Annotated in this window: 27 protein-coding genes; 15 read left to right on the top strand and 12 right to left on the bottom strand. The window is 51.6% G+C overall.

Features of this window, described 5'->3' with window-relative positions; translation table 11 throughout:
- Positions 1-278: 278 nt before the first annotated feature.
- Positions 279-461, bottom strand: a complete 183-nt coding sequence (locus L2725_RS15320; RefSeq protein WP_249249725.1) for a hypothetical protein — start codon at positions 459-461, stop codon at positions 279-281.
- Between the two features lie 45 nt (positions 462-506).
- Complete coding sequence (locus L2725_RS15315) at positions 507-893, bottom strand: hypothetical protein (RefSeq protein ID WP_249249723.1); 387 nt, start codon at positions 891-893, stop codon at positions 507-509.
- A 343-nt stretch (positions 894-1,236) separates the two neighbouring features.
- Here L2725_RS15315 and L2725_RS15310 point away from each other — a divergent pair, with 343 nt between their 5' ends.
- Both L2725_RS15310 and L2725_RS15305 read left to right on the top strand, forming a co-directional pair.
- Positions 1,237-1,425, top strand: coding sequence for a hypothetical protein (locus L2725_RS15310; RefSeq protein ID WP_249249722.1), 189 nt, complete (start codon positions 1,237-1,239; stop codon positions 1,423-1,425).
- A 151-nt stretch (positions 1,426-1,576) separates the two neighbouring features.
- Positions 1,577-1,867 carry a hypothetical protein gene (locus tag L2725_RS15305; RefSeq protein WP_249249721.1) on the top strand — a complete coding sequence of 97 codons (291 nt, stop codon included), beginning with the start codon at positions 1,577-1,579 and terminating at the stop codon, positions 1,865-1,867.
- Between the two features lie 27 nt (positions 1,868-1,894).
- Here L2725_RS15305 and L2725_RS15300 read toward each other — a convergent pair whose 3' ends face one another.
- Positions 1,895-2,992 (bottom strand): hypothetical protein, encoded by a 1,098-nt coding sequence (locus L2725_RS15300; protein WP_249249720.1) that lies wholly within the window; start codon positions 2,990-2,992, stop codon positions 1,895-1,897.
- A gap of 416 nt (positions 2,993-3,408) precedes the next feature.
- Here L2725_RS15300 and L2725_RS15295 point away from each other — a divergent pair, with 416 nt between their 5' ends.
- From L2725_RS15295 to pstB, 4 genes are all read left to right on the top strand, one after another.
- The gene (locus L2725_RS15295) at positions 3,409-4,230 is read left to right on the top strand and encodes a phosphate ABC transporter substrate-binding protein (RefSeq protein ID WP_240317028.1); all 822 of its coding nucleotides are present in this window, start codon (positions 3,409-3,411) and stop codon (positions 4,228-4,230) included.
- A gap of 117 nt (positions 4,231-4,347) precedes the next feature.
- A complete protein-coding gene (gene pstC / locus L2725_RS15290) occupies positions 4,348-5,268 on the top strand; it encodes a phosphate ABC transporter permease subunit PstC (RefSeq protein WP_249249719.1) in 921 nt (306 codons plus the stop codon).
- 13 nt (positions 5,269-5,281) lie between these two features.
- Entirely contained in the window at positions 5,282-6,142 is an 861-nt protein-coding gene (gene pstA / locus L2725_RS15285) for a phosphate ABC transporter permease PstA (RefSeq protein WP_249249718.1), read from the top strand.
- Positions 6,143-6,158: 16 nt separating this feature from the next.
- Complete coding sequence (gene pstB, locus L2725_RS15280; protein WP_249249906.1) at positions 6,159-6,914, top strand: phosphate ABC transporter ATP-binding protein PstB; 756 nt, start codon at positions 6,159-6,161, stop codon at positions 6,912-6,914.
- 89 nt (positions 6,915-7,003) lie between these two features.
- On the opposite strand, the gene L2725_RS15275 is transcribed toward pstB, so the two are convergent.
- Both L2725_RS15275 and L2725_RS15270 read right to left on the bottom strand, forming a co-directional pair.
- Complete coding sequence (locus L2725_RS15275; RefSeq protein WP_249249717.1) at positions 7,004-7,459, bottom strand: hypothetical protein; 456 nt, start codon at positions 7,457-7,459, stop codon at positions 7,004-7,006.
- Positions 7,456-8,061, bottom strand: coding sequence for a thiol:disulfide interchange protein DsbA/DsbL (locus L2725_RS15270; RefSeq protein WP_249249715.1), 606 nt, complete (start codon positions 8,059-8,061; stop codon positions 7,456-7,458). The genes L2725_RS15275 and L2725_RS15270 overlap by 4 nt, the downstream gene beginning before the upstream one ends.
- Before the next feature lie 235 nt (positions 8,062-8,296).
- On the opposite strand from L2725_RS15270, the gene L2725_RS23260 reads away from it, so the two are divergent.
- A complete protein-coding gene (locus L2725_RS23260; RefSeq protein WP_283164324.1) occupies positions 8,297-8,821 on the top strand; it encodes a type II secretion system protein in 525 nt (174 codons plus the stop codon).
- Positions 8,822-8,834: 13 nt separating this feature from the next.
- Here the strand turns inward: L2725_RS23260 and L2725_RS15260 are convergent, their stop codons facing one another.
- Complete coding sequence (locus L2725_RS15260) at positions 8,835-10,004, bottom strand: HD-GYP domain-containing protein (protein ID WP_249249714.1); 1,170 nt, start codon at positions 10,002-10,004, stop codon at positions 8,835-8,837.
- Between the two features lie 122 nt (positions 10,005-10,126).
- Here L2725_RS15260 and L2725_RS15255 point away from each other — a divergent pair, with 122 nt between their 5' ends.
- Positions 10,127-10,417 (top strand): hypothetical protein, encoded by a 291-nt coding sequence (locus L2725_RS15255; RefSeq protein ID WP_249249713.1) that lies wholly within the window; start codon positions 10,127-10,129, stop codon positions 10,415-10,417.
- Here L2725_RS15255 and L2725_RS15250 read toward each other — a convergent pair.
- The 4 genes from L2725_RS15250 to L2725_RS15235 are packed head-to-tail and all read right to left on the bottom strand — an operon-like array spanning position 10,404 to position 13,686.
- Positions 10,404-11,156: a DNA-binding protein gene (locus L2725_RS15250; RefSeq protein WP_249249712.1), complete on the bottom strand. Its 753-nt coding sequence runs from the start codon at positions 11,154-11,156 to the stop codon at positions 10,404-10,406. The two genes, L2725_RS15255 and L2725_RS15250, sit on opposite strands and share 14 nt — an antisense overlap.
- A gap of 7 nt (positions 11,157-11,163) precedes the next feature.
- Positions 11,164-11,706: a core component of ECF transporter gene (locus L2725_RS15245; protein WP_115136532.1), complete on the bottom strand. Its 543-nt coding sequence runs from the start codon at positions 11,704-11,706 to the stop codon at positions 11,164-11,166.
- On the bottom strand, positions 11,703-12,356 hold the full coding sequence (locus L2725_RS15240; protein WP_240317030.1) for a CbiQ family ECF transporter T component: 654 nt from the start codon (positions 12,354-12,356) through the stop codon (positions 11,703-11,705). The genes L2725_RS15245 and L2725_RS15240 overlap by 4 nt, the downstream gene beginning before the upstream one ends.
- Positions 12,340-13,686, bottom strand: a complete 1,347-nt coding sequence (locus L2725_RS15235) for an ATP-binding cassette domain-containing protein (RefSeq protein WP_249249711.1) — start codon at positions 13,684-13,686, stop codon at positions 12,340-12,342. The genes L2725_RS15240 and L2725_RS15235 overlap by 17 nt, the downstream gene beginning before the upstream one ends.
- Before the next feature lie 405 nt (positions 13,687-14,091).
- On the opposite strand from L2725_RS15235, the gene L2725_RS15230 reads away from it, so the two are divergent.
- From L2725_RS15230 to L2725_RS15220, 3 genes are all read left to right on the top strand, one after another.
- Positions 14,092-15,477 (top strand): isochorismate synthase, encoded by a 1,386-nt coding sequence (locus tag L2725_RS15230; protein ID WP_428985293.1) that lies wholly within the window; start codon positions 14,092-14,094, stop codon positions 15,475-15,477.
- A 260-nt stretch (positions 15,478-15,737) separates the two neighbouring features.
- Positions 15,738-16,397, top strand: coding sequence for a 7-cyano-7-deazaguanine/7-aminomethyl-7-deazaguanine transporter (locus L2725_RS15225; protein WP_249249903.1), 660 nt, complete (start codon positions 15,738-15,740; stop codon positions 16,395-16,397).
- Between the two features lie 7 nt (positions 16,398-16,404).
- Positions 16,405-16,860: a GNAT family N-acetyltransferase gene (locus tag L2725_RS15220; protein ID WP_249249710.1), complete on the top strand. Its 456-nt coding sequence runs from the start codon at positions 16,405-16,407 to the stop codon at positions 16,858-16,860.
- A 366-nt stretch (positions 16,861-17,226) separates the two neighbouring features.
- Here L2725_RS15220 and L2725_RS15215 read toward each other — a convergent pair whose 3' ends face one another.
- Positions 17,227-19,383: a sensor histidine kinase gene (locus L2725_RS15215; protein WP_428985292.1), complete on the bottom strand. Its 2,157-nt coding sequence runs from the start codon at positions 19,381-19,383 to the stop codon at positions 17,227-17,229.
- Positions 19,384-19,386: 3 nt separating this feature from the next.
- A complete protein-coding gene (locus L2725_RS15210) occupies positions 19,387-20,781 on the bottom strand; it encodes a sigma-54-dependent transcriptional regulator (RefSeq protein ID WP_428985291.1) in 1,395 nt (464 codons plus the stop codon).
- Positions 20,782-21,014: 233 nt separating this feature from the next.
- On the opposite strand from L2725_RS15210, the gene L2725_RS15205 reads away from it, so the two are divergent.
- From L2725_RS15205 to mobA, 4 genes are read left to right on the top strand one after another with little or no spacing between them, the layout of a single operon-like run.
- Positions 21,015-21,842, top strand: coding sequence for an ABC transporter substrate-binding protein (locus tag L2725_RS15205; RefSeq protein ID WP_248936837.1), 828 nt, complete (start codon positions 21,015-21,017; stop codon positions 21,840-21,842).
- Entirely contained in the window at positions 21,843-22,550 is a 708-nt protein-coding gene (locus L2725_RS15200; RefSeq protein WP_115136536.1) for an ABC transporter permease, read from the top strand.
- A gap of 11 nt (positions 22,551-22,561) precedes the next feature.
- Complete coding sequence (locus L2725_RS15195; RefSeq protein ID WP_249249709.1) at positions 22,562-23,269, top strand: ABC transporter ATP-binding protein; 708 nt, start codon at positions 22,562-22,564, stop codon at positions 23,267-23,269.
- Positions 23,253-23,840 carry a molybdenum cofactor guanylyltransferase MobA gene (mobA, locus tag L2725_RS15190; RefSeq protein WP_249249707.1) on the top strand — a complete coding sequence of 196 codons (588 nt, stop codon included), beginning with the start codon at positions 23,253-23,255 and terminating at the stop codon, positions 23,838-23,840. Before L2725_RS15195 ends, mobA begins: the two co-directional genes overlap by 17 nt.
- Positions 23,841-23,842 lie beyond the last annotated feature (2 nt).

Here is a 23,842-nt window from a genome sequence, read left to right as displayed (position 1 = left end):
AATGTTATAAATATTCAGATTATTCTTTTTGGATATTTTAATAAAATTGGCAAGCAAAAACGTTAGACATTGTTTCTCAACGACTTTAGTTTTCACTTATTTAAACGGTCAGAAGAAGTAATTTTACAACGAGTTTATTCCGGAACACTGTATTCAGAATACCGTGCTATTGAGAGGACACCAATGTACAGGCTTTAAGCAATTTACATGGTCACTGATAACCTCTCTCCTCAAACAGCGCTATATCAAGACACTGCTTCTATGGATATGAGCTAACTTCAAAGACTCTGGCCCTTGAGTACGCTCAGGTCCGGACGTACAACCTGAATTTCCCAACTGCGCTTTACCGCCGTCAAAGCTTCAACATACTCAAATGATAACTCCCAAAGCACCCGATATTGCGCAAACCAACGCCGACTGGTCGGGGTTTTATCCGTCGGGATAGTGAACTCAAACTCCAACCAGGTGCTTTCCCGCTGGCAATAAGCATTGACCTCGATATCCTGCTACCACAGGGTTTGATAACTGGCAATCTTGTTGTCGTCGCTACCTGAGTTCTCTCGCCGCAGGCAGCTTAATTGAATTCTGCTGACCCGGTTAAACTCAGGCTTTTCGATCTCGACTCTGGCTTTTATTGCCAGCCCAAGTTCGCACCTGTCTGTCGGCAGCACCAGCACACTCTTACCGAGCCTGCGATACTTGTTGTCATGGTACTTGCCGATAATCAGCAGCAGGAGACCCATTGCCAGAAAAGGCGAGGAGAGCAGAAACAGGCCGATACTCCAGTTATCTGTCAGTTGGATTAGCAGGGCCGCAAAACACAGAACGCCAGCGGCTATGTACAATCCTTTGGCAGTTGTACGCTCTTTGCTGTAAATCCGCTGCTGAGACATCACCTTTCCCTGGCTGTTTGCTTACACAAACCAAATATTTTGCGATTAACAGCCAAATATATCAATACCTTACAAATAGCATTCACTTTAATCGCCCAGGTTTTATTTGCGCCGCTCAATCTGAAACATGACGCTATTACTGAATAAAACGAGCACTCACAACTCAATATTACAAACTGGAGTTCGCTATTGTTTTTAAGAGAAGGTTTTTGTTAGGTTGAAAATACTCTATGCAACACGGCATTGGTGTTTTGTTTATTTTGCTGTGGCTTGTTTATTTCTGCACTGAGTTATCTGTAATAACCGAATAGCTGTATCGGACATGTTTATTTTAGGAAAAACTATGAATATCAAGAATAAAAAGCAGCATTTCATCACAGGTTCAGTTGGATTGGCCACGGTTGCAATCCTGCACATGGCCATCACTGCCATGACAGGCTCTGCCAATATCTTTATGTGGTTTCCCCTGTATACGACATTTTTGACCTTTATGCTGATTGGCACCCCGCCCCACAAAGGTAGTTGGCAATAGTCGCAACCTTAGCTGGGTGATGAAATCAGGACAGTTAGGTATTCAGGGGGAAGCGTTGGACAACTCATCAGAAAAATTTTTACCACTCTGGGTCTGGCTTGTAGCCCTGATTCAAGTGGTTCTGGTCCTCTTCTTTTCTGCTGGAACCGCCATGAGTCCGGCCGATTTCATCCCGGGCGCAACTGAACTGGACTATGTGACGCAACTTTATATCACCCGTAACATCGCCATGGCACTGGGCATAGTGCTGGCTCTGGCACTGAAGTCACGCCGAGCATTGCTGCTCATTCTGGCGCTAAGGCTGATCACGGATATGTCAGACGTTATCAGTGTTTATTCACTCAATGTGGAAGCCATTAAATCCAGCGTCCCCATGGTCATTGTCCTGCTAATCATACCGGCAGCTCTGGCCGTGACCTATCTATGGCGACACAGAGACTGAGGCAACAGTAAACCTGCAGCCTCACTCTTAAGGCTGGGTTTGAGCAGGTAAGAACTCACGGCCCAATGCCGGCGAAATACAGGGCAAGACCTGATATTGGTATCCTATTTCGCTGTCAGTGTCATAATTCTGCTGGTCGGTGATCAGCAGAATCTCATAATCATTCAGCTCTACCACTTTGGAACCTGGTGGATGTTGGCAACGGGACTTACCGTCCGCCTCGTAATCAAACACAAACCAGGCCAGCAACTGTTTTTGCCTCAGGTAAAATTGATCGGCCCGGGACACCATGACTTCCAGCTCCTCTTTACCTTCAGCAATTTTATCCAGCGCGATCTGCAGTTCCTCTGCAGACAGTTCCTGCTGTTTAAGCTGTTCCTCTTGCTCAATCGCCTCGGTTAACTCAGTCGTAAACTGAGCATAATAGTCAGCATCGACTCCCTCATTACCGGCTATACCTGTCATATGGCCAAAAAACCACAACTGGGTAAACAACACCCAGCTCCACGCATAACGTACCAATGCGGTGGTAAATACATATCTGTAATGGGGCGGGTGCCACAGGCCGTGCATCCCAAATAGCTTAAGTAGCAGGAGCAGGAACAGATAGAAAGGCATCAGCAGTTGCCAAAACAGCAAGGCCACCAGCGAGGTGATAAAAAACCACACGGGCATATTCAGCAGCAGGGCAAAATTATGACTGTAGGGCAAAGCCCCAGCGCTGACCCCTGTCACCTCATTCACCAGCCCGGATGCGTTACCCAGGGCAAAATTGGCAACCACAGCATAAAACAGCAGGATTAAGGCTCGCCCCTGCAGACTTTCCCAAACCTTAAGAAACTTAGGCCAAAACTCAACGGTAATACCCGCCAGCGCCAGCAGCCCCAGGAATTGAAAACTATAACTTTCAACATCGCCACTGGTCATATACAAAACCACCACAGCCCCTATCGAAGCGACCAGGTAGCAATGCTGGGAAAAGGTCAGTGAGTTCCACAGTGACTTCAAGCCACTGGAGGCACTGGCTTTGCCTCCTTCGGCGGAAGTTTTAAGCTGGCCAAAGGTGACCAACAACCAATTTTTTATCCCGACCAGCAGGGCCTTAATCTTGTTGATAAATTCCATTGGAATTAAAACGGATATCCATATTCATTGAGGTGACACAAGCTTAACCTGTTTCCGCCTTCAAGCTCAAAAAAACGCCAAACAGTTCACAGTTTTGTATTTCAGTCCAGTCAGATATGTCCGCTGAAACCCAGTCAATTATTACCTCAGGGGCATGACCCAGCCAAATAGATGTAAGTAATCACACACCTGAAAAACCCCGCTGAACTAAAGTTTAAAAATGACGAACTCAAGCCGACCTTTAGCCATGATTCGCCGAAAGATGACAGTACCTTTAATTTCCGATGACAGAGGGATGAAGATTGTCATCTGGTTGTCATATTCAAGCAATCTGACTGTCACATAACTGCCCTAAATTTGCCGCTGCCTGGTACATCAACCATCACAGGCCAAATTCAATAAACGAGGGTAGTAACTTGAAAACCAAGATGTTTGCTTTGCTGGCTCTGACCAGCGCCATGACCGCAGGTACCGCTGTTGCAAGCGAAACTATTTCTGTATCCGGTTCCACCTCTGTCACCGAAGTGATGGAAGTTCTGGCTGAGACTTATCAGCAGAGCAACAAAAACACCTTTATTGAAGTTCAGGGCACAGGCTCTTCTGCCGGTGTGAAGGCCGCAAAAAATGGCACCAGCATGCTGGGTATGGCTTCCCGCTCGCTGAAAGACTCTGAAAAAGAGCCTGAACTGAAAGAAACCACCATCGCCCGTGACGGTATCGCCGTGGTTGTTAACGGTAAAAATCCTGTTGCTGACCTGACCAAAGATCAAATCGCAGCCATCTATCGCGGCGAAATCACCAACTGGTCTCAGGTTGGTGGCGAAAGCAAGCCTGTGGTTGTGGTGACCCGGGATACCGCCTCCGGTACCCGCGGCGCCTTTGAAGACATTATGAAGCTGAAGCGTAAAGTCAACGGCATCTCTGTATCTGCCATCTCTCAGCGCGCTCAGGTAGGTAATGGTAACGGCGTGGTAAAAACCATTGTCGCCAACAACCCATTCGCCATCGGCTATATCTCTCTGGGCTCAGTAGACAACTCAGTGAAAGCGCTGAAAGTAGACGGTAAAGCCGCTTCTGTTGCCGCAGTTCAGTCCGGTGACTATCAGGTCGCCCGCCCATTCCTGGTTCTGCATAAAGATGCCAACACCTCTGATGCTGCCCGCAAGTTCCTGGACTGGGTAGTCTCTGCAGAAGGTCAGAAAGTGGTAGCAGACAAAGGTTATATCTCAGTTCTGTAATCACTGTTCCAACTACAACCAATATCAAGATTGACGCGCTGTACCGGGCCGGCGTAACAACCGGCCCAATGACCATAGCCGCCAGAACGTACTGAGCGACTATCGGGAGAAGATGTAATGCAATCAGCATCCATAGACACCACTGCTGTGCCAGCAACTGGCACTATCCTTCCCCAAAGCGGCCGCCGCCGTGACTGGAAGGAGCAGTTTTTCAAAATCCTGTTTCTGCTTGCAGCAATCATAGGCGTCCTGTCTCTGGCAGTGATCGCTTACTTTATTTTTCAGGAGAGCCTGCCAGCCTTCGCCGAAGCAGGCGTCAGCGGCATAGTGACGGGCACAGAGTGGTTACCACCCGCCCTGTACGGCATCCTGCCCATGATTGTCGCCTCGCTGGCATCGACCATAGGCGCAGTGGCTATCGGTGTTCCCGTCGCTCTGCTCACCGCAATTTTTATTGCCGAGGTAGCCCCCAAATGGCTGGCCAACATTATCCGTCCTGCCGTTGAACTGCTGGCGGGGATCCCTTCTGTGGTTTATGGCTTCTTCGGCCTGATCATTATCGTTCCCATGATCCAGGAATGGTTCAATGTGCCCGCAGGTAACACTGTGCTGGCGGGAATGCTGGTGCTGGCGGTGATGATTTTGCCCACAGTGATTGCAGTATCTGAAACCTCGCTGCGTGCGGTTCCCAAGACCTATAAAGAGGGCTCGCTGGCACTGGGGGCTTCGCCCATGTTTACCATTTTCAAACTGCTGGTACCGGCTGCCCGCTCAGGCATTCTGACCGGCGTGATTCTGGGTATTGCCCGCGCGCTGGGTGAAACCATGGCGATCATCATGGTGATGGGTAATGCTCCGGCAATGCCTGGCAGCATTCTGGAGCCAGCCCGTACCCTGACTGCCAATATTGCCCTGGAGATGTCCTATGCCTCCGGCGTACACGCCAGCGCCCTGTATGCCACAGGCATAGTTCTGCTGGTATTTATCATGATGCTCAACGGTACTTTGCTGTACCTGAACCGCGAAAAGGCCAAGTAAGAGGCACACATCTATGTCATACACTCTGACCCGCGCCCGTAAAATCCAGGACACAGCTGCCAAAGCCCTGATCTGGCTTGGCGCCAGCCTGACCGTTGGCTTCCTGCTGTGGATTCTTTGGTACATCCTCAGCAATGGCCTGGCTCATGTGAACTGGGAATTTGTCAGCTCTGACTACACCAGTATTGGTGAAGCCTCAGGTATCTGGCCCATGATTGTCTCCACCATCTACATGGTGCTGGCATCCATAGGCGTTGCTGCACCGATCGGCATTATGACCGCCATCTACCTGACCGAATATGCCAAACCCGGTAGTAAGTTGGTTAAGGTCATACGTTTCTGTACCGAGTCTCTGGCGGGTATTCCTTCCATTATCTTCGGTCTGTTCGGTCTGACCTTCTTTGTTGGCGTATTGGGACTGGGCTTCTCGGTACTGTCCGGCGCACTGACCCTGAGTATTCTGATCCTGCCTGTGATTATCCGCACCACGGAAGAAGCTCTGATGGCTGTGCCACAGAGCTATCGTGAAGGCTCCTATGGCCTGGGCGCACCCAAAATTTACACCATTACCCGATTGATCCTGCCAAGCGCCATGCCGGGCATAGTGACCTCAATCGTACTGAGTATCGGCCGTATTATTGGCGAGTCTGCCCCGGTATTTTTGACCGCGGGAATGGTGGCACGTATTCCGGAGAGCCTGATGGATTCAGGCCGTACCCTGACGGTACACCTCTACAAATTAACCCAGGAACTGTACACGATTCATGAGTGGAATCAGGCCTATGCAACGGCCACTGTACTTATCGTGGTGGTCTTGGTCATCAATACCATTACCAAGCTGATCGCCAGCCGCTTCAACAAGGCAACTTACTGATCCTGAGAACCAGATGATGAACAAAATTAGTATTAAAGACTTGAACCTGTATTACGGCAATGGCGCCAACCACGCACTGCACGGCATCAACCTGGATATTCCTGCTCGTCAGGTGACTGCACTGATCGGTCCTTCAGGTTGTGGTAAATCCACCCTGCTGCGCTGCCTGAACCGTATGAACGACCTGATTGAAGGCGTGAAAATTGATGGTCTGGTGACCCTGGATGAGCAGGATATCTACCAGAATGTGGATGTGGCCTCGTTGCGTATCAAGGTAGGTATGGTGTTCCAGAAGGCCAACCCCTTCCCCATGTCTATCTATGACAATATCGCCTACGGTCTGCGTGCCCAGGGCGTGACTGACAAGAAGACCCTGAATGAAGTGGTAGAGCGCTCACTGCGCAGCGCTGCTCTGTGGGATGAAGTGAAAGATCGTCTCAAGTCACCGGCCTTTGGCCTGTCCGGTGGTCAGCAGCAGCGCTTGTGTATCGCCCGCACCATTGCAATGGAGCCGGACGTGATCCTGATGGATGAACCGACCTCGGCGTTGGACCCTATCGCTACCAAAAAGATTGAAGATTTAATCCAGACCCTGAAGCAGAAATACACCATAGTTATCGTGACCCACTCTATGCAGCAGGCCCGTCGTATCTCTGACCGCACCGCCTTTTTCCTGATGGGGGATCTGGTGGAGCACAACAACACAAATATTCTGTTCAGCACTCCGGCAGACGACCGCACCCGTGGCTATGTAAATGGTGACTTTGGTTAACCAGATCAGGCGCGATCAGCGCTAAATCAACTACCCCATGCGTCGAACAGGGACGTTTGCGCAACCTGATACATACTCAAAAACCCGAATTAAACTGGCACCAGCTGATGCCAGTTTTGTTTCAGGCCAAAGGCATACAACAAACCTATCATCAGGCAGATGACCGAACTCACCATCCAGAAGGTATTTGAGTTGGCAGCCAGTGCCGGATGGTCCACCAGCCAGGGCAGAACCAGACCCGCAAGGGCCCTGAGTAAAAACACCCCCGCTATACCAATCAGGATTAGACGTCTCAGTGGTAAGGCTGGAATCACGCCTGCACCCGACCAGGCATAAGCGCCCCAAATCGCCAGCACCAAAGCAATTCCGGCGGTCATAATCGCTGGGTAAGCCTCACCCGCTTCCGCCATTTTCGCCATCCCTTCACCGGCACCGAAGAAACGATACCAATCCGGGCCACCGATAATAATGGCGATATGCGCCAGCGAGGCGAGAAAAGTAACAATCCCCGCCCAGAACAACAGGTTGTAGAGCATAGGTCTCATGACTTCTGGTTCAGGTAATTGATCAATGAAACCACGGTATCAGGGTCACTGACTACAGAGGTGTTGATCAGGTATTTGTCGTTAACCACAAATGCGGGCACCCCTCTGATCTCTGCTTTCTCTGTATCTTTGTTCATTTGTGCCACCTTGGTGTTAACCATAAAGGAGTCCACCAGACTGTCGAATTTGTTGGCAGGGATCCCGGCTTTAACCATAAGTTGCTTTATATCCTGACGGCTGCTTAAGCGCTTTTTGTCCCTGTGAATTGCCGAAAACAACTGCTCATCCACTTCGGCTTGCTTCCCCAGCAATTCAGCAATTGCAAATGCGCGACTGAGTTCTTGCCCCATAGCGCCTCCCAAACCGCCAACATGCGAAGGCTTGAATTCCACCTCTTTGGGCAGGCTTTTCTTTAGCTCAGGCAGTTGCTGACTGTAGTAGCGATAACAATGACCACAAAAATAGGAAAAAAACTCTGTCAGCTGGTGCTCTTCAGATGCGGGACCAGCATGAATAGTCCGGTAGTGAGTTCCCTCCTGAAACTCAGCTGAAACTGTGTTAAAAGCCAAGGCTGCAAAACATAACGCTATCAGTATTCTCATTTATATCTTCCCTGAATCAGAACATTTTTTTACAATCGCACAACATAACCAACTCATTACTTATTGAGCAAGTCCTGTTTAAAGGTGTCATGCTTACGCTTGCATAACATTTGGTAACGGGAACAGACGCTGTAATCAGGGACCTTGGTTTGAGCGAGCTAACGGCTCGTGATACCAGCCGATGACTGTATAAGCCCAACATACCGTCACTTAAATTGGTCAAAGGAGAATGCCAATGACAATCACAAGGAGCCATATGCTTCCCCGCAGCAAAGGCAAACAAATCGGCTTTACTTTGATAGAGCTGGTTGTGGTGATTATTATTCTCGGCATTCTCGCGGTCACGGCAGTCCCCAAGTTTATTAATCTGCAAAAAGACGCCAAAGTCAGCGTATTGGAGGGGGCCAAGGGTGCTTTCGACAGTACCAATAAGTTGGTTTACAGCAAGGCTTTGCTTCAGGGACAGGAGAAGGTCGATGCCTCAACAGCCAATATCGACCTGGATAACAATGGTTCAGCCGATGTTATCGGCTACTACGGCCTGATTAAGTTTGTTGTCTCAGCAAGAGAGTATTCGAGTCTGGGCAACGAGGTGACCATTTCCAAACACTATGGTGGCTCAGGACCCGGCTTGCCATGGTTTATCATCTATTTTGCCGACAACAAACCATCCGCTACCTATGATTGTCATGTTGAAGTTAACTACCCTACGGCGCCGGGTGGCAGCGTTACCTATGAGTTGAAAGATGACGATTGCTGACAGTAAAGGCTGCTCAGTAAAAGGGGGTTGGGTCTATTTCCAGAGTGCAGGGTGACACACCACGGTTGATGTTCAGCTCTGTTCGACCGACATCCACATACTTAACATCTACAAACTTCTTGTGTTTCAGTGAATAAAAGCATTTCACCACAGGGTGCAGCGCATCACGCCCTTCAAGATCCCAGACAATCCCCAAACGACCATCGGACAGCTCCACCAAAGAGCCGACAGGATAAACACCGATACAGCGAATAAACTGATAAACCAGCTTCTGATCCAGGTGAAATGGCGTAAGTTTAAGCAGAATTTTGCACGCCTCAGCCGGGCTCATGGCTTCTTTGTAACAACGGTTGGCGGTAAGTGCATCATAGATATCACAGATACAGCTCATACGCCCATGAAGCGGGATCTCATCGCCCTTCAGACCTCTGGGGTAACCTTTACCATCCAGCTTTTCATGGTGCATAAAGCTGACATCTTTACTGATTTGCGAAAGGCCGGTAAGGCCATCGAGCAGAGTGATGGCATGCACTTGATGCATCTTCATCTCCTCAAACTCTTCCGGCGTCAGCTTGCCGGGTTTGTTGAGAATATCATTGTCGACCCGGGTTTTACCCACATCATGCAAGATCCCGCCAATGGACAGATGCCTGAGCATCTCTTTGTCCAGATTAAGATAACGGCCGAAGGTCACCAGCAGGAAGGAAACATTGACGGAGTGTTCAAGCAGATAAGCATCTTTGTTGCGCAGGGCCGAGACGCATTTCAATGCATCCGAGTCCTGCATGACCGACTCAATCATCTTGTCAGCCAGCTCTCCGAAAGGCTCAGCATCCACCTCTTTACCATCAAAGACTTCACTGAGGACTTTACGAATAAGGTTTTTGGCTTCACCCAGTAACTTTTTCGCCTTCTGTTGCCTCAGGTCTCGATTCCCAGCTTTAACTTCCTTTTGCTCTGCAGGCGTCTCGTTCTCTTCCTTAGTCTGGGCACGGCTGGGATCAATCCATACATACTCGATCCCGCTTTTCTTGAGCTTCTGTATCGCCTCTTCTGATTTAATCAGACCGGCTGCAGCCACTTTCAGCTTGCCACTGTCTTCCAGTTGAGCAACAAACATACCCACCTTCAGCTCAGGTACAGGTAGTTTTATCAGGGTTGAAGACAGCGCAGTCTCAGCCATTCATTCCACTCCAGATTCCATATCTGTCATTGATGCTGACGGCTGCCTTTCTATCTATCTGATTACTCGATATTTCAATCAAATGCTGCCATCAGGGTTCCACACCATAGGGCTAGTCCCCTATGCCTCAAATACTCGTAAAGTATAGACGCCTGCAGCAATTTGGCCGGATTTCCCTCCACTATTTTTCGCTATGGACGATGGCAGCTTATCTTGTGCTGCAGCCACCTGCGATACTGGCAGTTAAAGCAGGAAATCTCGATGTCATCGACCCACTCATCTTCATCATCCGCCGCAAAGAAGGTGCAAACAGCCGCTGCCTGCCGGGCAGCGTCAGACTCCTGTGCAGAAAAGAGAGAAAGCTTGAGTCCGCTATCAATTTCGAACCAGTTATTCATATCAATATGCCTTGAGTTGAGCACGACTGGCGTTCCGCCATGCACCGGAATCCTGAGCCACCAACAAGGCGAACTTCCCCTGATGCACTACGGCTTTTACCTTGCCACACAGCTGCACAGATTCAGTCGTCGCCAAAGACTCACCACTGGTATTCACCACCAGTTCCAGGCCACTTTGAGACAGAATTTCCTCTACGGTCAGGGTGACACTGGCCTCTTCAGTTTGCCCCAGCTTTATCTGTCCCTTAACCCGGCCATCACGCCCCTCCAGCCTGAGCCCCAAACCAGCCAGCGCCCCGATAACACCTTGCCCGGTTCCACCGTGTTCAGTCAGGGAAATACCCAGCGCCTGTGCCAGAACGTAGGCCTGCTCCTTGGTTTTAACCTCCTGCTTGGCTTGTCGTCCAAAGGCAATCAGGTCATTGCCGCCCCGAAAATTCGCCAGATTTAAAATCCCAAGCCCGGGATCCGCTGCTGGGGCTGAAACACTAATCAGATGCTCTGCGGCCAGGCGCTGAATATCATCAACACTCGCGGGCCCCGAGTAGGCAAAACACATGGCAGAGTTATGGGAGGTATAGGGAATATCCGGGTGCACATATAACTGATGACGGCTGACCAAACCGGCTTTCCCTTGGAAACGTGCGACCAGCAGTTCGCCTATTTCACCCGCTATCTCACCTGTGCCCTTGGTGCCAATATCGTCGGTATCATCAATGCAGATAAGGTACTGGTTTTCCAGAGTTTGATTCATTGTTGTTTTACTCTTTGATATTCATCTTCAACAGGTCATGGGCCTGTAATCGTTTCGCCAACGCAAAGGCCAGTGCGGCACCCAGCAGCCCAAAACCCGTCCCCTGCGCCACACTGATGGCAAATTTGATCAGCGCTACTTCTATCGCCATCCCAGCAAGCATATTGGTCAACCAGACCTTACCGGCCCAGGCTATCGCAGCACTGACCACCAACACGCAAAAGCGCCACTTCAAAGGCCAGGCCATCACCAATAACAGCGCCACATCCATAGCCAGTGCAGGCAAAGCAAACTTAAGCAAAATCATGGGGCCACCTTTACCCACGCCCAGCGCCATAGCCACCAGTCCGGCCAGCGTGCCGCACAGGGTGATGCTGCCCAGACGCCCCACCACTCCATAGCAGGTGAGGTACATAAAGCTCATCAGCAGCATGGTGTGACCAGAGATCCCCAGCTTAAGCCGCAGCATGCCTTTAAGTGCCACCAGCAGTGTGGCGCAAAGCCCAATAAACAATGCGTCCTGCAGACTGAATTCAAATCGTTTTGTCATAAATCCTCTGGCGCTTGCCAGTGTGTAGGTTTGGGGTGGGTGCCGAAATGTCGGCTTTTGGCAGCCAGGGCCTGTTGGCGCGACAACTTCATCAGTTCAATTAACAGCGGGAACAACAGGCAGGGGCCCAGTTCCAGCCAGTTTTTAGGATTACGCAGTGCCCGCTTGGTAATGGGGGCCCCCCGCAGACATTGCAGGCGATAGATCTCCATCGCTTCCCGTTGAATATGGGGCAGTAAACTCAGGGTGGCAGCCAGCACAAAGGCCCATTTGGACGGCAATACCCGCGCCAGTGAACTTCCAAGTTGTTCAGGAGCAAACCGGGCAGACAGCCACCAACCCGGGATCAGCGCCAGCAGCAGCCGGAATACCACCAGGGCGGCCTGGGGCAAGCTCTGCCAGCCATACAGCAAGAGGTAAAAAAGAGATGTCATCAGCAGCTGCAGGGCGAACACCACCAGAATGCCTTTGAGGCTTCCCAAACGGCTGCCCTGTATCAGCATCGGCAGATTAGCCAGTGCCAATAAAGGAAGAGCGCTATCCGACAACAGGAAAGCACAGGCACTCATCACAGTGACCAATATGATCGCTGTGCCACACCACTGTCCCGGTTGGCTTTCCACCACTGAGATCTTACGTCTGGCCCACATATTCAACCTCCAGACGCTGATTACGAATATGCCAGGTTTGGCTTTGCGCCAGTGCCATCGGCCTGTGAGTAGCGATAATCAAAGTGCATCCCCTGGCCCTGAGCTGCTGCAGCAGGTTCACCACCAACTGACTGTGAACACTGTCCAGGCCCGCAAAGGGGTCATCCAGCAGAAAAACCTTGGGCTCTAGACACACCAGAGAGGCCAGTGCAATCAGATGCTGCTGACCATAAGAGAGTCTGTGAGGGGAATGCTGCGCCAGCCCGGCTATCTGCAAGCTGTTCATTACCCGGGCCCCTCTCTCTTGCGGCAGCCCATACCGTTTCAGGCTGTAACTCAGCTCTGCCTCCACCGTCATCTCAAACAGCTGTCGGTTTGGCCTTTGCATCAGGTAACAGAGGTTATAGCCAAAGGTTCCGAGTTCAGGGGTCTTGCCCATAACCGAGACTGGCAGCCCGGTTGCATCGCCACAGCCGGCCAGCATGGACAGCAATGAGGACTTGCCACAACCATTGGTGCCACACAGGAGCACCAATTCGCCTGCGTTAACCTCAAGAGCAGGGGACTCGAACAAAGCCTCTCCCTGAGAGTGTTGCAGGGTAAATCCGGGGGATGTCAGACGCACCTCAGCATTGGGGCTTTGAAAAAAAGCTGTAGAGGGTATAAAGCAGGGCTGAGGCTCTGCCTGTGTAGCTATCTCTGAGGCTGTGAGCCTCCCGGCTTTCAGGGTCCAGTAATGGTCGATCAGTTCAGCAAAGGCATCAGCGTGGTGCTCGACCAGTAACAGCGCCATCCCCTCGGCCTTGAGCTTCATCAGCAGCGCGGTGAGGGACCTTACTCCCTCATCATCCAGCTGTGCCCATGGCTCATCCAGCATCAAAACCCCAGGCTCACTGACGAGCTGGGCTGCGATCATCAGACGATATTTTTGTCCCAACGACAGCGTGGCGACCTGAGTGCCGAAGGGCAGGTCCAGTCCCACCCTTTGCAAGGCCCGTCGAACTTTCACCGGCATTTGCGATGGTTCGATACCAAGATTTTCCAGTGAAAATGCCACTTCAGCACCTATGGTGCGGCGCAGGAGTTGGGTATGGGGATCCTGTAATACCAGCGCCCGGGTCACACCGGATTGAACGCAAATCTGGCCCTGGCACAAAACACCGCCCAGCCCCGCGGCTAACAGCAACAGAGTCGACTTACCGGCGCCAGTGGCACCGCTGATGCAATGGCACTCGCCGGCGTGCAGCGACAGGCTGATACCGGAAAGCAGTGCCGGCTCACCGTCTTTATGGGCACAGTCAATGCTGTCCAGTGAAAGCAGAGGCGTCATTGGGCTGGGTTAGTAGGGTACAAACCCGGCATTGTCGGCATCTCCCAGCCTGTTGAGCAAGCATTGGCCGCTCAAACAATAAGCCAGATCGAATTTATCCCGGTTGGATCCCAAGTGAGCAGGTTGGAAAAGACAAATGTTCCAACTGGTTAACAGCAAACGACAAAATGTCCAATGCCCCTAACCCGGACAGTGGGGTAACTCCCCCTGTAGCAGGGATACATATCACAGCCTAGTAGCCTGATAGTTGACACCTGCCCAAGCCGCCCCTTAACTTTGCCCTGTGGAAGGTCTGTCCGGGCAAGCGCAAAGACAAGGCACCGAAGATGCCAATGCCTTACAATATCTTCCCATCTGAATTTCCACTGCACCTGAGGTGCAAAGTCACTGTTTTCGGAGTGTGATTTGCCAGCCAAGTCCCTGTCATTCGCCGTTGAGAAACTGCTGCAACAAGTGTCCGACCTGTCGGCTTCCCCATGCCCAGAGGCTGCCACCAGCCAGACTCAGGACAAAGTGATCCAGCTTAGAGTGGAAGTGGATACGGCAGTCCCACTTATCGCCTGGTTAGCTTCTCAACAGCAGTATCCCAGAGTCTATTGGCAGGGTCGTGACAAGAAGCAGGAAGTGGCAGCAGTGGGCTGCGCCAAGGACTTTCTGTTTCAGGACAATATTGATGATGAGCGACTGGCTGAGATTTACCAGAGCCAGAAAGCACTGTCGACCGATCCCTCAATCCGCTATTACGGCGGTATAGCCTTCGACCGCTCTATAGAGAGCTGGCCTGAGTTTGGTCGCGCCCGCTTTATCCTGCCCAGAATTGAGTTACGTCGCAGTAGCGAGCTGTTTAGCTTAATGCTGAACCTGAACTTTGCCGACAATGATGCAACCACTGAGCTGCAACAGGCCACTGATGCCTTGAAGCAACTCATGCCTCCAAGACCTTTGGTTCCACCATACAAGGTGGGACTTATGGCCAGGCATGACAAACCAGCCTATCCGCGCTGGGAAGAGTTGGTGCGCCAGGTAACTGACCCTGAGTTCAACCAGACGGTGCCCAAGGTGGTGCTGTCCCGGGTATCTCAGCTTGAAGTCAACGAAGTGATGGATCCCTGGATGGTATTGGCTTGCTGGCAGGGACGTAATCAGAACAGTTTCCAGTTTGGCTTTCAGTTCAGCCCTGACAGAGCCTTTATCTCCTGCTCACCCGAGCGCCTGTTTCAGCGCCAGGACAGAGAGTTGCACACCGAGGCTTTGGCTGGCACCACGGTTCGCGGCCTGAACCAGGATGAAGATGAGATGCTGGCGAATCAGTTGCTGGATGACAGTAAAAACAGTCATGAAAACCAGCTGGTGCGTGAGCATATCGTCGATGTATTGGGGCCATTGAGCGAAAAAGTGGATGCAGACGACACACCCAAGATTTTCAAGCTGACCCATATTCAGCACCTGCACCGAGATATTCGCGCCCAGTTGAACCCCGGCGTCAATGACTTCCAGCTTTTGTTGGCACTGCACCCCACTCCGGCTGTGGGCGGCTTGCCAAGACAGGAAGCCATGCACTTTATCCGGGGACAGGAAGGGTACCTGCGGGGCTGGTATGCCGGTGCCTGTGGTTATCTGAACAAGTATGAAAGCGAGTTTTCCGTAGCGATTCGCAGCGCATTGCTGGAGCCGGGACGCATCAACCTCTATGCCGGTGCCGGTATTGTGGCGGGCTCAGACCCCAGAGCAGAATGGCAGGAGCTGGAAAACAAACTGGCCACGATTATCTCGATTCTGATCGACTTCTAACCTCCCGATTCAAAGCCAGAGTGTATTGCTCACTCTGGCAACCCAGCCCCCTATTACCCATCCGCTGTAGTGAGCCGCTTCAAAATTAATCAACTGGTCGGGCCAATACTATTGCAATCCCCCACCTTGTCCCTATAATGTGCCGCCCGGTCAGCGGTGAAATTCTGCACAATGACCGGCAAAGTCCTGTTTGGGTCCATGACCCGAAAGGCAGTAAGTCGCGGGTTCCCTCACCCCGCTCCAATGAAAAAGGTATGACAATGCTAATGCTCACTGATCAGCAGCACCAACGTGCTGTACTCCTGCTTGCCGGGTTCCACATTCTGATTATTTGCGCCAGTAACTATCTGGTTCAATTACCGTTTCAGATCTTCGGCTTTCACACTACCTGGGGTGCTTTCAGCTTCCCGTTTGTGTATCTGGCGACCGATCTGACCGTCCGTATTTTCGGACAGGAAGCCGCTCGCAAGATTATTTTCCAGGCCATGTTCCCGGCTTTGGTCGTCTCCTACGTGATAGGAGCCCTGTTCCATAACGGTCAATTCCAGGGCGCAGAAGCACTGGCTGAATTTAACAGCTTTGTGTTCAGAATCGCCCTTGCCAGCTTTGCGGCATATTTGATGGGTCAGCTGATGGATATCACGGTATTTGCCCGAATCCGTCGTGAATGTGCCTGGTGGGTAGCCCCGGCAGCATCGACCCTGGTAGGTAACCTGATCGACACCCTGGTGTTTTTCAGCGTCGCCTTCTACGCCTCAAGCGATGCCTTTATGGCAGCCAATTGGCCGGAAATTGCAGCCGTGGACTATGGTTTCAAACTGATGGTGAGCCTGGGACTCTTCCTGCCAGCCTATGGTGTGTTACTCAAGGTGTTGCAGGACAGAATTCTTCAGCAATCTCCGACACAGCAATTGAACTGAGGTAACCATGTACGCCAGCCATATTGAACATATTGAACTTTGCAGCGACGAGCATCTGAACACTCTGACAGGCCTGATTGAAGCCCTGCCAGAATTTGATAGCCGTCATGATCTGGATGCCCTGGTATCCCGCCTGCAGGGTCAGCCACATTTAGCCTTGCTGAGCTTCGTAGAGGGCGAACTGGCAGGTTTTAAGCTGGGCTATGCGCTGGACGATACAACCTTCTACAGCTGGTTGGGCGGAGTATTACCTGAGTTCCGTAATCTGGGATTAGCCAAGTCTATGCTGGTTGCTCAGGAGAGTTGGGCCAAAACGAAGGGCTACCAGAGCATGGAAGTAAAGACCATGAACTGCTATGCGCCCATGTTGACCATGCTGGTCAGTAACGGTTATCAGGTTACCGCGCTGGCGGCCAATGATGATATCAAGCTCAACAAGATGACTCTGAGAAAGAGCCTCTAACCTCAGTTCTCCTCTACAGGTCGATTGAGACAACAGCAAAAGCCAGGCATAGCCTGGCTTTTTTTGTTTCACCTCACCAGAGGTTCAATAAATTGATTTATAAGCACTTATTAAATAAGTTCAAAATAAATACAATTACCGCTTGCAAACAATAATGAGAATGATTATTGTTTATTTGCGTTCCGGAGCTATTCCCTGCAAGGTTTGGTTCCTCTCATTCTTCATTGTTTGAAGAAAGCACGACAATGCTCACTCACTCGTTCGCCGGGAGTTTCTCCCGGCATTTTTTTTGCCTGTTGAAAAGTGCATCTAAAACAAAACCCCAGCCTGAGCCGGGGTTCCGTTTATACCGATTGCTTAGTCACCCTAGTTCGGCTTGTCACCGCCCTTTTCTGCGGTCACGGACGCAAACTGCAACCCATCATAGATGCCGACGGAAGACTCACGGGCGTGACGGTACAAACCTATGGTAAACAGAGTACCCTTGCCGACAGTTGAGTCCACCTCAATAGTGCCACCGATACGTTTGATAATGCCGTAACTCAGAGACAGGCCAAGTCCGGTACCATCCTTGCGCGTCGTGTAGAAGGGGTCGAAAATACGGCTCAGTAACTCAGGCGGGATACCCTGACCTTCATCTTCCACCTCGATTTGCACACCCAACAGCTCATCTTGCGGATCATCGTTGCGATACCAGTTACGACTGCGGATCCAGATCTGGCCTTTCCCTTCCATTGCATGGGCGGCGTTGATAACCAGATTGATCAGTACCTGCAGCAATTGAGGCTGATTCACCTCCACCGAACAGTTGGCTTCCAACTGGGTGTTGAGTACCACCTCCTGCTGCTTGATGGAGTGACGCACCAGTACCATCATCTCTTCGATGATAGGTGTCAGCTCATGCATCTCCAACGGCGCGTTAAACTCGCCTGGACGGCTGTACTGCAGCAAGCTGCGGATAATGGTGCTGATACGCCCCACCTGCTGAATAATCAGTTCGATCTCTTCAGAGACGGTTTCTGCCCCTTCTCCCAACTCATACTTGAGCAACTCCATATTGCCCAGAATAACAGCAGTTGGGTTATTGATCTCATGGGCGATACCCGCGGTGAGTTCACCCAAAGCGGTAAGCTTCTCGTTAACCACCATCTGCTGCCGGGTTTCATTCAACAGACGCACGTTTTGCTGCAACTCTCTGGTCTTTTGCTGCAGACTGCGGGTGCGCTCCTCAACCTTCATCTCCAGCTGCTCGGCGGCAGCCTGAATCTGGGTATTACGCTGTTGCAGCAGATCCAACATAAGGTCGAACTGCGCCGCCAGGTTGGAAAGTTCATTTTCCCGCTCCAGCCCCAGAGGGCCAATCCGCACATTACGCCCCGCCTGCACCGCGTTGACCACGTGGTGAATACGCTCAATCGGCTGCAGCAAACTGTAGGCACCGCGATAAACCAACAAGCCTGAGACAAACAACACCAGCATCAAAATAGTGCCCAGCTCAATAATATTCAGCAGATAGTTATGGACGAACGGAGATTCAGAGAAGCCGGTATAAATCATGCCGATACGTTGATTGCGGATATCGGTCAGAGGTGCATAGGCGGAAATAAACCAGTCGTCGAACACAAAGGCCCGGTTAACCCAGTTTTTCCCCTCCAGCAGGACTGTGGAACGCACCTCTTCAGATACCAGGCTGCCCAGTGCGCGGCCACGCTCTTCGCCCTGGCGGGGGAAAAAGTGCAAAGGCACGTTGGTACTGATACGGACATTATCGAGGAAGATGGTCACAGTGCCGATGGAACGCTCCGGCAAAGTCCCCTTCTCGTAAACCAGATCCCGTATGGTATCGACTATCTTGGTATTACGGTTAAACAGTATGCCGCCGTCCAGATACCAGAACACATCACCGTCAGCATTGGGCACAGGTAACAGGGTACGGCTCAGCAAACCATTGGTTTCATATCTTTTGCTAGGCATTTCTGCCTTTTGGGTGGGTACCAGCTCGATACGGGCCTGCTCGGCAAGTTTCGGGCTCAGGCGCGCCAGACGCTGCTCATTGAGTACCATCAGACCTGAATAGGGATTACCCTCACTGGTGTAAGCCAGCATCAGGCGCAGATCAGGGTCCGCCTGGGCATCCGCTACACTCACCAGTCGTAAGAAGTCGAGATTCAGTTCCTTGCGCTGGATTTCCAAATCTTCAGCTATGGTCGCCAGCCGGCTTTCATCATCGCGGCACAGGCTGTTGAACTCCTCCTGAAAACTGAAGGACTCCTCAACCCCTTCCAAAGCTTGTTGCTGTTGCTTTTGGGTCGCCTTAAGCATGCTGTTGGCAACGGCCAAATCGGCCTTTACCTTCATAAACAACTGGGTGCCTGTATAACTGATATTCCAGTAGATGGTGATAAATACCAGGCTGACCAAAGTCAGCAGGATAGGCAGCAGGGTCAGAATCAGAATGCGATACCTGACCTTGGCTTTCATCTGTTGATAGCTGACGCCAAAAAACTTTTGGAAGATCCCCACCCGTTACTCTCCGTCCGCGCTCTCGCTGTCGAACCACTCTTTATATTTGCGATCCAAGGTTTTGCGGGAAACCCCAAGGTCACGGGCTGCGGCCGACTTGTTGCCACCATGGGCGTCTACCACCTTCATCACATGACTCTTTTCCACTTCCTTCAGTGGCCACTCCAGAGGGTAACCGCCTTCGGCAACGACTTCCTGGCGGACAGGTTGCTTCCAGTACTCTGCAGGGGGCTTACCCAGCAGAATGCAGCGCTCAATCATATTGCGCAACTCACGGATATTGCCGGGCCAGTCATACTGCTGCAGTTTTTGCAGATCTTCATGACTCCAGACCACCTCCCGCACGCCCAGCTCTGAAGAAAGCTGCAGAGTGAAGTAGTGAGTCAGCTCAACGATATCTTCCGCTCTGTCACGCAAAGGTGGAATAGTGATATCCAGCACGTTGAGGCGATAGTAAAGATCCTGACGGAAGTTACCCGCTTCCACCTCTTCAGCCAGATTACGGTTGGATGCCGCCACCACACGCACATCAATGGCCACCTCTTTCTCACCGCCAACTGGGCGTATGGCACGCTGCTCCAACACACGCAACAAGGCGGTTTGCATCTTCAGCGGCATTTCGCCGATCTCATCCAGGAAGATAGTACCGCCGGAGGCAAAGCTGAACAGACCTTCACGACTGCCCTTGGCACCGGTAAAAGCACCGGCGGTATGACCAAAGAGTTCGCTTTCCAGCAATTCAGGCGCAATGGCACCACAGTTCACCGGTACAAAAGGTCCCTGGCGACCACTGAGCTGATGCAGCTGACGGGCCACCAGTTCTTTACCTGTGCCCGACTCGCCCTGGATAAGCACGACGGCATTGGTTGGAGCAACCCGCTCAATCACCCGCTTCACTTCCATCATAGGTTCACTGTTACCGATAATGGTGCTGGCATAGCCGATAGCCACATCACGGCGAAGCATCAGGTTTTCACGCTTGAGCAGACGGCGTTCAATACAACGATCAACCGCCTTCATCATCTGCTCCAGATGGAAAGGTTTCATGATGAAGTCCGAGGCCCCTGCACGCAGTGCGGCGATGGCCACTTCAATGTCCGCATAACCTGTCATAAAGATGATATCGGAACGGCGTTCCTGATCATCCAGCGCTTCATGCCATTCAATACCACTGCGGCCAGGCAGACGAATATCCACTATCAAGAGGTCGAAATGGCAACGACTGCGCAATTGCTCAGCTTCTTCAACGCTGGATGCAGTCTCTACCAGGGCAAATTTCTTGGACAGGGCCTTGCTCAGGAAACTTCGCATGCCGGGCTCATCGTCGACAATCAGCACAGAAACAGCAGAAGGCAAAGGCTTTATCAGGTTTTCACTCGGACTCATGGTATTGGACATTCTGACTCAATTTTCAGCTAGTCTAACACTTCCCACTCAGCCAGGGTCACTATGAACCATAGAAACTGCAGGCTGAGACAATTTGTCCGGAGAACTTTCGACAACTACGGGACACAGGTCACAGTTTCGGCCTAATTTCCTGCCGAACATGGTACTTTTCAGTTTGGCACTCAATTTGCTATTGCTCGGCCCACAAGGATTATTCCCGCTTTTTTTATTCCCAAGGAGCAAACATGTTCACTCTAAAGCGTCTTTTCAGTCTGGTTGCCACCGCAGGCCTGGCCGTTTCCATGGCAACTGTTCTGCCAGCCAAAGCCGACGATCAGGTTGTTAAGCTGGCCACCACTACAAGCACCGAAAACTCAGGCCTGCTGGGTTACCTGCTGCCAAAATTTGAGCAGGAAACCGGTTACCAGGTACAGGTTATTGCCACAGGTACAGGTAAAGCACTGAAACTGGGCCGTCAAGGTGACGTAGATGTGGTGATGACTCACGCTCCGGCTGCTGAAGCCAAGTTTGTTGAAGAAGGATATGGCATCCAGCCACGCGGCATCATGGAAAACGACTTTGTGGTTCTGGGCCCTAAAAATGACCCAGCCAAGATCCGTGACAGCAAGACTGCTGAAGAAGCCTTTGCCAAGATTGCCAAAACCAACCAGACCTTTATCTCCCGTGGTGACAACTCAGGTACCCATATGAAAGAGCTGGCTGTTTGGAAAAACGCCGGTATCACCCCTGACTTTAAAGGCTACACCTCTGTTGGCCAGGGCATGGGCAAGACGCTGCAGATGACCAACGAACTGCAGGGTTACACTCTGTCTGATCGTGGTACTTATGTTGCTTACAAAAATAAGGTAAACCTGGGTGTGGACTTTGATGGCGGTAAGGCGCTGGCGAATCCTTATCAAATCATTCTGATCAACCCTAAGAAATACCCTGATCTGAATCACAAAGGTGCAGAAGCCCTGAGCAATTGGTTGATCTCTAATGAAGCACAGCAGATGATCAATGGCTACCGTGTTAACGGTGAGCAATTGTTTAAGGCCACTTACGGAAAATAAATGACAGAAAGCTGGTTTTCCCTGATACAGCAGGCCTTTGGTCTGCTGTTTTCGCTTGACCCCAACACCTGGTCGATTATCGGGGTGTCGTTCAATGTGTCATTGGCAGCCCTGCTGATCACTCTTATCCCCTCGCTGATACTCGGTTTTGTATTGGCTTTTGCCCGTTTCCCGGGACGCTGGACCGTCATTAACCTGGTGCAAACACTGCAATCTATTCCCACGGTTGTGATCGGTTTGCTTGCTTATCTGCTGCTGACCCGCATGGGACCTTTAGGGGATTTGCGCTGGCTGTTTACCCAAAAAGGTATGATTCTTGGTCAGATGATGATCTGTGCCCCTGTGCTGATCGCCATGAGCCAGGCCGCCTTTACCAGTGTTGACCGCCGGGCCTGGGAAACCTCACGTACCCTGGGCGCCTCCTGGCTTGCGTCAGTTTGGGTACTTTGCCGTGAGCTGAAAGCACCGCTGCTGATGGCTATCGTGATGGCTTTCAGCCGTATTGTCACTGAAGTTGGCTGCTCTATGATGGTGGGCGGCAATATCATGTTCGTTACCCGTAACATCCCCACAGCTATCGCGCTGGAGACCAGCAAGGGCGATTTCGCCCAGGCCATCGCTCTGGGTCTGGTGTTACTTATCCTGTCACTGCTGCTGAACTTTGCCCTGGGGACACTCAGAGGCAGGTCTGAGCCAAGAAGTCACTGACGGAGGCGGTCATGGTTCAACTCAAGATCAACAAGCTGTGCATGCAATTCGGTGACCGTCTGCTGTTCAAGGCTGACGCCCTGCAATTTGCCAAAGGCGATACCATATTCCTTCAGGGTGATAACGGCACAGGCAAGACCACGCTGATGAAGGTGTTGGCTGGTCTTATTCCCGCCACCAGCGGTGAGCTGGTATGGCAGGGACAAACCCACACCAAATGGTGGCAGAAATCGCCGCAACTGGGAAAATTGGTTTACCTGCATCAACACCCCTATCTTTATGAGGGAAGTGTGAAATATAACCTCAGCTTTGCCGGGCGCCACCAAAAAATGTCCGGTAAACTACTGGCTCAGCGGGTTGATGCCGCGGCCAAAATGGCTGGTCTGGAACACCTGCTGGATGCCAATGCGTCCAACCTGTCCGGTGGCGAGCGTCAGCGTCTGGCGATTGCCCGGGCCTGGGTTATTCAGCCCGACCTGCTGATGCTGGACGAACCGGTATCCAATATGGACAAAGAGTCACGACGCCTGGTGCTGGAGATGGTGCACACCCTCAAGCGTCAGGGCACGGGGCTGCTGGTGAGCAGTCACCAGACCTGTGGTATCACAGCGCTATGCCGCCAAACGTGGCAGATAGAAAATCAACGCATTACTTCTGGTCCCTTCAACACTGAACAGGGATCGGTACAAGAGGAGTCCTTGCATGTCATCACAAGTTGAGGCCGTTATTCTGGCCGGTGGCCGCGCCCGCAGAATGGGAGGCGAGGACAAGGGTCTGGTTGAGCTGAAAGGCCAGCCAATGATCCGCTATGCCATCGACCGGCTGCAACCCCAAACCGCAGACCTGATGATTAATGCCAACCGCAATCAGCAAGCCTACGAAGCATTTGGCTTCCCGGTTTTCTGTGATGAGCAGGAAGGATTCCATGGCCCACTGTCCGGTATGGTCAGTGCCCTGAAACGTACCAAAGGCAATTACTTGCTGACGGCTCCCTGCGACTGTCCTTTGCTGCCTACAGATCTGGCCAGCCGCATGGTCGCAGAGTTGGAGTCTCAGGGCGCAGATATGGCAGTGGCCAGTGATGGCAAGCGTCACCAACCAGTGGTGCTGCTGCTAAAACCTGAGCTGCTTGACTCCATGCAGGCATTTCTCGACGCCGGCGACAGAAAAATTGACCTTTGGTATGCCCAGCATAAAGTTGCCGTGGTGAGTTTTGCCGATCAACCCATGGCCTTTGTTAACGTCAACACCCCGGAACAGATTCAGCAGCTGGCCGACAGTCTGGCATGAGG

Source organism: Shewanella corallii, from assembly GCF_023349125.1.
In the GTDB taxonomy this organism is placed as follows: Bacteria; Pseudomonadota; Gammaproteobacteria; order Enterobacterales; family Shewanellaceae; genus Shewanella; species Shewanella corallii.
The sequence above is the reverse complement of the archived record's forward strand: the minus strand, read 5'-3'. Positions and strand labels throughout refer to the sequence as shown.